Source organism: Bradyrhizobium sp. CCBAU 45321 (genome assembly GCF_028128975.1).
In the GTDB taxonomy this organism is placed as follows: domain Bacteria; phylum Pseudomonadota; class Alphaproteobacteria; order Rhizobiales; family Xanthobacteraceae; genus Bradyrhizobium; species Bradyrhizobium yuanmingense.
Window position 1 is genome coordinate 150983 of record NZ_LFKZ01000016.1, and the last position, 12037, is coordinate 163019.

Consider the following 12037-nt stretch of genomic DNA (forward strand, 5'->3'; position numbering starts at 1 on the left):
GCAAAACATGAGGTTCAGTGATGAAAGTTCTTTTGACGTCCACGCTTTATCCGACGCCTCAGGCCCCCAAGATCGTCGGCGGTGCAGAGATCTTCGCGCGGCGCTTCGCCGAGGGCCTGGTGCAGCGCGGAGACGAGGTCGAGGTGATCCGGGCCGCATCGTCTCCCGGGCAGGAGCGCGAAAGCTGCAACGGCATCAACGTCCATTCCGCGCCGGTACAGAACATCTACCGGCCCTTCACGGAGCAGAAGAACACCGTCTTGCGCAGCATCTGGCATGCGGTCGACGACTGGCAGATGCAGGCGCCGCTGATCGCGGAACGCATCCGGGCCTTCAAGCCGGACGTGCTGCACTCTAACAATCTGTCCGGTCTGACCACCGCGATCTGGCGCGTTGCCGCCCAGCTCGGCGTGCCGGTGCTGCACACGCTTCACGACTATTATCTGACCTGTCCGCGCTGCTCGCGCTTCGACAAGGGACGCTCCTGCGAGCACACCTGCACGAGCTGCAGCATCCTGACCTTCCATCGCAAGCGGGCGACGCATTGGCTCAGCGCCGTGGTCGGCGTGAGCGAGCGCGTGCTGTCCATTCATACCGACATGGGCATGTTCGCGGAGACGCCGATCCGCACCGTGATCCGCAACGCCTCGACCGAGCCGCCGCGCGAGCCCTACCCTCGCCCGGTCTGCACCACGGAAGTGACGTTCGGGTTTATCGGCCGGCTCACTGAGGAGAAGGGCATTGACAATCTGATGCGGGCACTTGCCATGCTGCCCCGGGATCGCATCCGGATGCTGATCGCCGGTCGCGTCAGCGACGAGGAACAACGGCGCCTCAGGGCGCTCGCGCCGGATGCGCGTATCGAGTTCATGGGATTCGTGGTGCCGGACGATTTCTACAAGCAGGTCGACGTGGTGATTGCCCCCTCGATCTGGCACGACCCTGGTCCGCTCGTCGTCGCCGACGCCAAGGCGGCCGGCAGGCCGCTGCTCGGAACGCGCTTTGGCGGCATGCCCGAAGTGATCGAGCATGGCGTGACCGGCTGGCTGACTGAAGCCGATCCTCGATCCTTGGCCGACAGCATGCTCGCAGTCGCCTCCGATCCGCACAAGATCGACGAGATCAGCCGGCGCCTGATCGCGGATACCAACAAATGGATATTTGCCGACGTGCTGTCGTCATACAAGAATCTGTATGAACAATTGCGCGAGCAGCGAATGTCGCGCGTGCGCGCAGCAACGACTGAAGCGCCGCGGGCCGTCGGCAAGGAGCGCCTCATTCCGAGATGACACGCCTCTTCGCGATGGCGGGCTACCTCTATCAGAGCGCCGCGGCGATCATCCTGATCTTCGCGATCAGTCATCTGTTGCCCGCCGCCGACTACACCAATTTCTCGTTGGCACTGGCCTCGAGCCAGTTGCTCTGCGTCCTGATGTTCGAGTGGCTGCAACTCGCCGGATTGCGTTTCCTGGCAGCAGCCGGGGAGAACGAGGCGGCGCGGCTGAGGTGGTCGCTCTTTGCCGCGGGCCTGTCGAGCGCAGGCGCGCTCGTCGTGGTCGGCGGCTGCGCATCTCTGGCCAGCGTGCTCCCGGCCGGGATCATCGCGCTGGGCCTCGGCATCTCCGTGCTTCAGGGCCTGACCGACCTTTATTTGCTGTCGGTCCGCCTGTCCGACCGGCTGGGTGTCGCCTCCTCTCTCCTGGCGTTTCGCGCTACCGCCCTTCTGACCGGAGCCGCCGCGGGTGCGGCAATTTGGGGAACGGCGGAAGCGGCGCTGCTCGGCGTCAGTGCGGGCCACGCCCTGGGCCTGCTCGCGGGGCTGGTGGCCTATCGCACCCCCCTGGAGCGCGTTCCGCTGCGGACGATGCTGGCCGACTGGAAGGATTTCTCCCGCTACGGCATGCTGGCGGCGGGTGCGTCCGTCATCCATCTCTCGGTGCCGGTGCTGCTCCGCTTCATCATCATCGGCCGGCTGGGCGCGACGGGCGCCGGCGCCGGATTTTCGATCGCGCTCGACCTGCTGCAACGCCCGTTCTGGGTCCTCAATGCAGCGATCCACACCGTGAGCTATCCCGATGTCGTGAAGGATTTCGAGCACGGAACCGTCATGAAGTCGGTGCAATCGACGCGGCGGATGTTCGAGTTCATGGTCTGCACGACCCTCGTGCTGCTCGGCGGTCTCGTCGGCTTCATTCCGGATGCAGCCCGTATCCTGGTGCCGCGGGAGAGCCTTGATGGCTTCCTGACGACGGCACCTGTTGTGGCCGTCTTCTATTTCCTGCACACGCATCTCCAGGCGACCGTCGCGGTCGTTCCGCACCTGGAGAAGCTCGCAACGAGGCTCGTGATCGTTGCGGCCGGCCAGCTCGCGATCGTCGCTGCCGTCGCGCTGGCCGCGGCATGGGCCGGCCTGTCGCCGCAACAGGCGGTCGGCTGCGCTTGCCTCGCCACGCTCGCGACGATCGTGGTTGCGCTCGGTCCGACCCTGCGGTTCGAGGCATTCCCGCGCTGGTCACTGGTCGCGCAGGCGATGGTGGCCGCCGTCCTGATCGGATCACTCGGCGCGATGCCGACCGAGCCCGCGACATGGCTTGCCGGCAAGATCTTGATCGCCGGAATCGCGACAGCCGTCATCGGTTGGCGCGGAGATTTTCTGATGTTGGCCCGCCGCGACTAATTCGCCGCACCGGCATGGATCGGAACGCAGCGTGCGAGCAACTGAGCCGTTGGGCCACCGCGCTGATTCAGTTCCTGGACGGAACCATTGCGCCTCCCCGGTCCAACCAAATGGCAATATCCGGGAAAATACGGACGCAACCAACGCGATAGAATCTGTGTCAACTTACTCGCCCGTGAAAATGGCATCTGCCGGCTCCCTGTGCAATCCGATGACGCAGACGAAGAGTCGCACCCCAGCGCCGCGTTCGTATGACACGCTCTCAAGCCGAAGCGTTGGTTCGAACTCGCACCGCTTGCGCATATATTTAGCAGCGTGAATCGTGGAAATCTTGAAAGCGCCTTTCTCACGCCATCCTGCACGGGCATCGCATCAGCATTCTGCTGCAACACGAGTCGAGCTGTTCCTGCGCAAGGAACCGCATTTCACTCGCGATTTGTAGCTTCGATTTTTATCTGAAATTCACACTCGACAGAGAAGCTTCGACGCAAATCCCTGCGAGCAATTTCGTTCGCGCTCAAACTCGAGTTTGCAATGTCTGATCAAACCATCCTGTCCGCCAGCGGCTTCATCAACTCCATCGGCGTCAATACGCACGCCGGTTTCGGATGGACCGGCTACAACAACCTCGCGCTGATGGCCGACAGCCTCGAATATATCGGCGTCACCCATCTCCGCGACGCGATGGGGACGAGCCCCGCTGCGCAACCGGTGGTCGAGGGCCTCGCCGCGGCCGGTTACAAGTTCGACTTCTTGGTCTCCTCCGCCCTGCCGCAGACGGGGACGGCCGGACTTCAGAAGTACATCGACTCGCTCGAGAAGTTCGCGGCGACCCACGCGGGCAGCATCAGCGCCATCGAGGGTCTCAACGAGGCCAATCACCAGCCCTTCAGCTACAATGGCAGCTCCAGCCTCTCGGCCGCGGCTCAGTTCCAGAGCGCGCTCTATCAGGCCGTCAATTCCAACGCGGCGCTCGCCAGCATCCCCGTCTACAATCTGTCATTGGCCTACAACGATCCGCAAGGCTACAGCCAGCTCGGCAACATGTCGGGCTCGGTCGACTATGCCAACGCCCACGCCTATGTCAGCACCGGCCTCAATCCGAGCAACTCCATTGCGGCGACGCTGAGCGCCGTCATGGGCGCGGCACCGGGAAAGCCCGTCGTCATCACGGAAACCGGTTATACCACGCAAAACAATACCCAGTATCTCGGCGTCAACGAGACGGTGCAGGCCAAATCGATCCTGAACACGCTGGTCGTCGCCTACAAGGCCGGCGCGAGCGCGACTTACCTCTACGAGCTGTTCGACCGCGACTCGTCTGCCGCCAACACCAATCCCGAAGCCAATTTCGGCCTGTTCAACTCCGACGGCACGCCCAAGCTCGCCGCGACGGCGATTCACAACCTGACGACCATCCTGGCCGACGACGGCAAGGGCGGCCTGCAGCCGACTGATCCGCTGAACTACACCCTGAGCAACATGCCGCCCACAGGCAACAGCATGGTGCTCGGCAAGAGCAATGGCGCCTACGAACTCGTCGTCTGGGCCGAGCCGAAGCTCTGGAACGATGCCACCGATACCGAGCTGTCCAATGCGGCCCAGACGGTGACGGTGAACCTCGGCGCCGTCCATCATACCGTGAAGGTGTACGACACGCTGACCGGCACCACAGCGATCGCCAGCTACACCGACGTCAGCACCATCACCATTCCGGTCAGCGATCACCCGGTGATCATCGAGATCGACGCGCCCCCGACTACGCCGCCCGCCCCGGACACAAGGACCAGCGTCACCGGAACGGCTGCGGAGATCGTGCCGCAACTGTCCGATCTGAGCGACTCGACGGCGCTGCAGACAATCACCCTGACCGACTCCCACGTCCTGCAGGTCGCCTCGAAAGCGACCATGGACTACATGATCGCCCATTACGGCAACGCGCTGTCCAAGATCCAGGGCGGATATACGTTCTCGGTAACGAACTCGGCGGCGACCTGGACCAGCACGAAGACTTACGATTCGAGCGGCAAGCTGCTCTCGAAATCCGACACCGGCCTCAATTCAAGCGGACAGCCGACCTCGACCACCATCGTCCACAGCGACGGCTCCAAAGACGTGATCAGCTACACCGGCGGCGTGCAGACGAAATTCGTTCATGTCGGAACCGACGCAACCCGGACAACCGACACCTACAACACGGCCGGCACCCTGCTGAGCGAAGTCGTCCAGAAGTCCGACGGCTATTACTCCACCACGCTCTACACGAACGGCGTGAAGACAGCCGCCTATGTCAAGAACGCGGACCGCTCGCAGGACAACTATACCTACAACATCACGGGCAAGAGCTTCACCACCCAGGTGCAGCACCTCGACGCCTCCGGGAAGGTCACCTCGGTGATCCGCAGCCACGCCGACGGCACGCTGGACTCGACCCAGGTCTACAATAGCGACGGCAGCAGCGTGATCACGCTGTACAGCGCTACGGGAGTGAAACTGATCGAGACCGCCTACCATGCCGATCGCAGCAAGGATGTCTGGACGTACAACATCAAGGGCCAGAACTATACGACCCAGCACGACGTTTACGATTCGACCGGATTCCTCACGACCCTGACGCGCCTGCATGCCGACGGCAGCCTGGCCTTCGAGCTGATGCAAACCGCCGACGGCACCAAGACGACCAACTGGTACAATGCCGCCGGCAGCCTCACCAGCGAGGTGGTCCAAAAGGCCGACGGCTTCACCTCGACAACCCTCTACAGCAACGGCGTCAAGACTAAAGCCTATATCAAGAACGCCGACGGCAGCCTGGACAACTATGCCTTCGGCATCACCGGCCAGAGCTACACCACGCTGATCCAGCACATCGATCCGTCCGGCAAGGTCACGTCCGTCACCCGCAAGCACGCGGATGGCACGCTCGACTATACCCAGGTCGTCAACAACGACGGGAGCAGCGTCGTCACCATCTATGACTCGACGGGAGTACGGACGAAGCAATCCGAGTACCACGCTGATGGCAGCAAGGACGTCTTCCTCTACAACATCACCGGCCAGAACTACACGACCGAACACAATGTCTACGATGCAACCGGCTTCCTCACGACGCTGATCCGGAAGCACGCGGACGGCAGCATGGCGTTCAAGCTGGTGCAGAGCAAGGACGGGACCAAGACGACGGACTGGTACGATGCCAAGGGGGTCCTCACCAGCGAGGTGATCACGAAGGCCGACGGTTACAGCTCGACAACGGTCTATACCAACGGCCTGAAAACTGCGGCCTACATCACCAATGCCGACCTGAGCCAAGACAATTACACCTACAACATCACCGGCCAGAGCTATGCCACGCAGCACCAGCATCTCGATCCGACCGGCAAGACGACGGAGGTGACCCGCTGGCACGCCGACGGCACGCTCGACTATACCCAGGTCGTCGGCAGCGACGGTGGCAGCGTCGTGACCAATTACGACGCTTCAGGCCTCAAGAAGACACAAACCGACTATCACTCCGACGGCTCGAGGGATGTCTATCTCTTCAACGTCGTCGGTCAGAACTACACGAAAGAGCACGATACCTACGATACCACCGGTTTCCTTACGCACATCGTGCGGACCCACGCCGACGACAGCCTGGCATTCACCCTTGTGCAGAGCGCCGACGGCACCAAGACCTCGGGCTGGTATGACGCCAAAGGAATTATCACCAGCGAGGTGACGACCAAGAGCGACGGCTACAGTTCCACCACGGTCTACACCGGCGGTATCAAGACCGCTGCCTATATCAAGAACGCCGACGGCACGTCGGACAACTGGAACTACAACATCACAGGCCAGTCCTACACGACGCAGCACCAGCACCTCGATGCCTCGGGCAAGATCGTCGAGATCACAAGGACCCACGCCGACGGCACTCTGGACTATACGCAAGTCATCAACAATGACGGCAGCAAGCTGACCGACATCTATAACAGCGCCGGCATCAAGACCCAGGAGATCGCCAGCCACGCCGACGGCTCGAGGGACGTCTTCCTGTTCAACTTCAACGGACAGGCCGGCGTCACGCAGCACGAGAGCTACAACACCGCCAAGGCGCTCGAGTTCATCGATCAGACCAAGTCCGATGGCACCCACAACGTCACGGCCGTCGCCAGCGGCGTGACGATCCAGGGCGGGGCCGGCAATGACGTGTTCTCGGCGGCGCCGAACTCGACGACCATCGCGTACGACCACGGCCAGGACCAGATCCTCAACTTCCAGGCCGGCAGCGGGACGACGCACGACACGATCGCGATCTCGAAACTGCTGGCGGAGGACTACAGCCAGCTCCAGATCACGCAGTCCGGCACGAACGCGCTCATCACTTTCTCGGCGACCGATTCGATCCTGCTGAAGAACGTCTACGTCTCCAGCCTGACCAGCCACGACTTCGTGTTCGTCTAAGCACGGCGAAATCTGCCCAAACGGGCGCCAACAGCGCTAAGGGAGCCGGGACCGAGCAGGGTCCCGGCTCTGTTCGTTTGTCGCCTGCCTCATCGATGAGCAGAGCTGACTCCCATTCGCAATTGGATAGGCCCCATGAATTCGGGCGGGCCGCCGCGCTTGCGAACTTGCGTCACAATTCGACTCTAGAAGGGAAACGAACCGCGCAAGGACTCCGAGGCCCGATGGAAGCCAGTGAAGCAAGACGTTTTGTCGTTCTCGACTTCTACCGCTTCGTCGCCGCGCTCGGGGTCTTCATCTTCCACCTGAAGCTGATCGACAAGGGCATCTCACCGGCCTGGAACGGGTCCTATGGCCTGTTCGTGGACATGTTCTTCATCCTGTCCGGCTTCGTGATCTCCTATTCCTATCCTTCAAGCTCGACCGGCCTGCGCTCCTATGCGCGCTTTCTCGTTAGGCGGATCGCGCGGATCTACCCCTTGCATCTACTCACCTTGTTGATATTCGCCGTGCTTGCTCTCATCGGCATATCCGGTCCGACCTCGCACGCGAGCTGGACGGATTTCATTCAAAACCTCTTCCTCGTGCAGGCGTGGGGTATCACAGATCATCTCAGCTTCAACTCGCCGGCTTGGTCCATCAGCGCCGAGCTGTTCTGTTACCTATTATTCCCATTGTTCATGCTGCTGGCCGGGAAGATCTCGCCGCTGATGCTCGCGATCATCGTCGCGCTCTCTTACGGCATCCTTGCCCATGCTCACCTGCCGATCTGGCAGGAACGCTCACAGATGTACGGGGCAACTTTCGATTTCGGGATGTTACGGGCGCTTCCGAGCTTCCTGAACGGGATTCTCCTAACCGTCCTGTTCAGGCTCTCGAGCGACTATCGCAAGAAGCCGGTTGCATTCGCCGGAATAGCGCTGTTTGCCGTCTCGATCCTGGTTCTCAACTTCTTTGCCAAGCCCGACCTTGCAATCATACTGTTCTCTCTCGCGATCCTCGTCACTGCCACGGGAGAAAGCGCCTTCGCGCGGTTTCCCGGCTCCGATTGGCTCGGCCGCCTCGGCAACACGTCATATGCCATCTACATGGTGCACGAAGTGCTGTTGATCCTGCTCTTCAAGCCGGCCTGGCACTATTTCGGACTTCAGCCAAGCATGTTTCCGGTGTTTGCATTGGTCTGCTGCATCGTTCTGACCGTCGTTGCCGACGTGACATATCGCTACGTCGAAGATCCCGCTCGAAGATTGATCAACCGGCTTGCGCCTGGCGGGGCAAGATCAGCCCGCGTCCCGAAGCCCGAGCCGCTCGGTCTTGCCGAGGCCAGACAGGCGGCCAACGCAAGCTAGCTGGTGCGTGCAAGCCGAATTCTGGCTAGGTCTTAGACGATCGCCGCACACGACCCCAGACTTCCTGGCATATCCGCACCACGGCCGGCCGGGCGACCGCCATGACAACGGCAAGATAGACCGAAGAACCAAGCAGCACGAGCGCGGCGAGACGCAGCCATGGCGACGCGGCCGGCATGGTTACGGAGGCAGCAACGACTGCGCATGCCATCACCGCGGAGCCCGCAAGTGCGGGCATCAGCGCCGCGGCATAGGGCCTGATGCCGAGCGACAAGATCCGCATCGAGGCTCCGGCGGATAGCGGATACAGCAACAAGGCGCGAACGACATAGCCGACAGCGATCGCGATAAGGCCAAATGGCGCAGCGAGGATGAAGATCGTTATGTTCGAAACCGCGTAGATCAGCGTCAGCCAAGTCTGCCAGTGCGGTTTGCCGAATGCCAGGATCACCGAGTGATTGTAGAGGCCGATCGTGGTCAAGAACCCGGTGATCGACATGATCGCGAGCAGAGGGGCGGCCTCGCCCCACTTGGATCCGAAGAAACCGACGATGAGATCCGGCGCCAGAGCCGCTATCCCCGCGAAAAGCGGGGCTGTCAGCAGTGACGTGTATTTGACGAAGTCGACCAGCGTCGAACGCGATGCTTCCCGGTCATGCTGGAGGCCAGCGATGGTCGAAAAGAACACGCGGTTCAACGCATTCCCGATCACGGTACTCACGGCGTTGACCAGGCGCTTGGCAAGGCTGTAGAAGCCCGCGCCGGCGGCGCCGGTATACCAAGTGACGAAAATCAGATCGGAATTGGCATTGGCAAAGTTCGTGATTCCCGTCAGTGCCACGTAGCGCGCATAACTCAGGAGATCGATGACAGCCTGCCGGCTGACCCGGAGCCGAGGGCGCCAGGGCGTCAGGATCCAAAGGCTGACCAGCGAGATCAACGAAGTCGAGACGAGCTGTCCGACCAGCGCAACGACCCCGTAACCCTGTATCGCCAGCGCGATCCCTACCGCCCCGCCGATAGAGATTGAAGAAAGCGAGCGGATGGCGAGGGATCGAAAGAGTTGATTGCGCGTCAGCCAGGCTTCGTGCGTCCGTGACAGGCCTTGCACAGCCACCACGATGCAAAATCCCTTGAGAACGATGGCAATATCCGAAAGACCCGAGAATCGTTCGATGGCGCCGCTCGAGGCGAACAGTGCGAGTGCTGCAAACAAGGAGAGGCCCGCGATGAGCCAAAACGAGGCAGTGTAATCCTCATCCTTCGGATCGGGACGCGCCTGGACGGCAATCGCGATGCTCTCGATCAGGACTGCCCTGCAGAACTCGAGCGCCAGCGCTCCCGTTGCCACGATGCCGAGAATCTGCGGCGACAGCAGCCGCGCCATGATCATGTAGATTGCGAGCGTGAGCGCCTGCCCGACCGCGGAATCGAGCGCCGACCAAATGACGCCCGAAACGATCGAGCGCGGCTTGATAATCTCGTGGCGCAATTGGAAGCCTGTCACAATTCGGGGTTAGGTCGACAACCGTCGATGAGCCATTGGCTGCTATGGTCCAATAGTCGCCTTGTTTACGAGGACACTACGGCAAGAAAGCAGCTACATCCGAGGCAGCATGAATTTTCGAGGCAATCTACGACGGCTGATCAACGAGGTCGGCTGCGACTTTATTCATCAACTGCCCTATCCGCACGTGGACTTGTTCTTCTGGCGTCCCGACGACGGAACGATCAATTTCGGTGATCATCTTTCGATCGTTGTCGTTGACCATCTCTTGCGGCAATTCGGCTATACGCTCGCCGATGAGGTGCCGCGGCAAGCGCGCTTGTTCGCGATCGGCTCCGTGCTCCACTACGCGCGAAATGGCGATGTGATCTGGGGAAGCGGCGTAAACGGACGCCCCGGCCAAGGTGACCTCAACCACCGCGTGCAGAATTTGGACGTGCGAGCGGTGCGCGGCCCCCGTACCCGGGAAGTTCTGCAGCGCCGGGGCATCGCGGTTCCCGAAGTGTTCGGAGATCCGGCGTTGCTACTTCCTCAGCTGTTTCCAAATCGTTTTCGCCCTACTGCCAAGAAGCCGTGGGTGTTTGTTCCGAATTTGCACGATTTGAGTCTCGTCGACCCTGGCGCCGATACGGTGGTCTCACCGCTGGGATCCTGGAACCGGCGAATTGACGCCATTCTCGAAGCTGAACTGGTTCTGGCCAGCTCGCTCCACGGCATCATCGTCGCCGAGGCATTCGGGATACCGGCTCGATACGTACGGCTGAGCAGCGGAGAGGCCGAGTTCAAGTATCATGACTATTATGAGGGCACCGGCCGGTTCGCCGTCGAGTTTGCGACGAGTATTGACGAAGGTCGCGAGATGGGGGGAGCTGCGCGCCTCAACTTTGATCATCGTGCCTTGATGAGTGCATTCCCGATCGACCTCTGGAGCGGAAAGAACTAACATGGCCAAGCGCCTCCGCGTGGCCATCTACGCGCCGCATTTTGCGGAATATTCCTACCGCCTCGCATCGGGATTGGCGCATCATTGCGACGTTCGGCTTGTGCTCAACCGCAAAGACGCGAACCAGCAATGGGAGCTTGCCGATATCGCCGTGACGGCGCCGTTCGAGACACGGATTCGCGACCTCAGTCTGCGGCGCGGCGGCGCAATCGGCATCCCTGCCTCGTTCATCGACATAATTTCCTTCCGCCCGGACGTGATCCATTGTCACGAAGTTCCCGAGATCTACACGTCCAAGCTGATTCAGCTCCTGCGTCCGCTCGGCATTCCCTTGGTACTGACCGTTCACGATGCTATCCCGCACTCGGAGGGCGGCTCCGGCACCTCGCCCCGTGAAGATGCCTGGCGCGGGCGCATGCGTGCGGCCGCCTCGATCGTCACGACGCACGGCGAGAGCTGCATTGCCGATTTTCATCGCGCCTCGCCCGACTTCAAGGGCGAGACGGTTTCCAGCATGCACGGCGTGCTGATGGTTCCGCCGGACAAAAGCTCGTTCACCGAGCCCGAATCCGGACGCATCCTGTTTTTTGGACGGATGTGGGCTTACAAGGGCCTCGACGTCTTCATCGACGCGATCGACATGTTGGCCCAGCGCGGCGTCACGCATGAAGCGATCGTCGCCGGGCGCGGCCCCGAGATGACACGGCTCGGCGCCCGGATGGAGGCAATGCCGACGGTCAAGACCATCAATGCCTACATTTCGCCTGCGGATACCGGACGTCTATTTCAATCTGCTACGGTGGTTGCCTTGCCCTACAAGGATGCATCACAAAGCGGGGTGCTCGCATCCGCCTATGGGAATGCGCGTCCCGTCGTCGCCAGCGCCACCGGTGGCATTCCCGACGTCGTGACGGACGGCGTCAATGGTCTCCTGGTTCCTCCCGGCGATGCCACTGCGCTCGCCGATGCACTCGAGCGCGTGCTGACGTCGAATTCACTCGCCGCAACGTTGGCTGACGGCGCGCGGCAGACCGCGGCCGGCCCTCTGAACTGGGACCACATTGCCGAACGGTTGCTTGGATCCTATCACAGGCTCGCCGGTCGTACCGTGAAGTGAG

7 protein-coding genes are annotated in these 12037 nt (G+C 61.5%); 6 read left to right on the plus strand and 1 reads right to left on the minus strand.

The genetic code is table 11. The features are described 5' to 3' along the window. Positions 1-20 precede the first annotated feature (20 nt). The 4 genes from ACM43_RS04895 to ACM43_RS04910 all read left to right on the plus strand — a co-directional run bounded on the left by ACM43_RS04895 (position 21) and on the right by ACM43_RS04910 (position 8469). A complete protein-coding gene (locus tag ACM43_RS04895) occupies positions 21-1289 on the plus strand; it encodes a glycosyltransferase family 4 protein (RefSeq protein ID WP_271538483.1) in 1269 nt (422 codons plus the stop codon). Then, entirely contained in the window at positions 1286-2677 is a 1392-nt protein-coding gene (locus ACM43_RS04900) for a hypothetical protein (RefSeq protein ID WP_271538485.1), read from the plus strand. The genes ACM43_RS04895 and ACM43_RS04900 overlap by 4 nt, the downstream gene beginning before the upstream one ends. A 534-nt stretch (positions 2678-3211) precedes the next feature. Beyond that, a complete protein-coding gene (locus ACM43_RS04905) occupies positions 3212-7120 on the plus strand; it encodes an RHS repeat protein (RefSeq protein WP_271538488.1) in 3909 nt (1302 codons plus the stop codon). A 224-nt stretch (positions 7121-7344) separates the two neighbouring features. Then, positions 7345-8469 (plus strand): acyltransferase family protein, encoded by a 1125-nt coding sequence (locus tag ACM43_RS04910; protein ID WP_271538490.1) that lies wholly within the window; start codon positions 7345-7347, stop codon positions 8467-8469. A 25-nt stretch (positions 8470-8494) separates the two neighbouring features. On the opposite strand, the gene ACM43_RS04915 is transcribed toward ACM43_RS04910, so the two are convergent. Then, positions 8495-9976, minus strand: coding sequence for a lipopolysaccharide biosynthesis protein (locus ACM43_RS04915; protein ID WP_271538492.1), 1482 nt, complete (start codon positions 9974-9976; stop codon positions 8495-8497). Between the two features lie 109 nt (positions 9977-10085). Between ACM43_RS04915 and ACM43_RS04920 the strand changes: the two genes are divergently transcribed. Both ACM43_RS04920 and ACM43_RS04925 read left to right on the plus strand, forming a co-directional pair. Further along, the gene (locus tag ACM43_RS04920; protein ID WP_271538494.1) at positions 10086-10919 is read left to right on the plus strand and encodes a polysaccharide pyruvyl transferase family protein; all 834 of its coding nucleotides are present in this window, start codon (positions 10086-10088) and stop codon (positions 10917-10919) included. 1 nt (position 10920) lies between these two features. Further along, positions 10921-12036 carry a glycosyltransferase family 4 protein gene (locus ACM43_RS04925; RefSeq protein WP_157286758.1) on the plus strand — a complete coding sequence of 372 codons (1116 nt, stop codon included), beginning with the start codon at positions 10921-10923 and terminating at the stop codon, positions 12034-12036. The last annotated feature ends 1 nt before the right edge of the window (position 12037 follow it).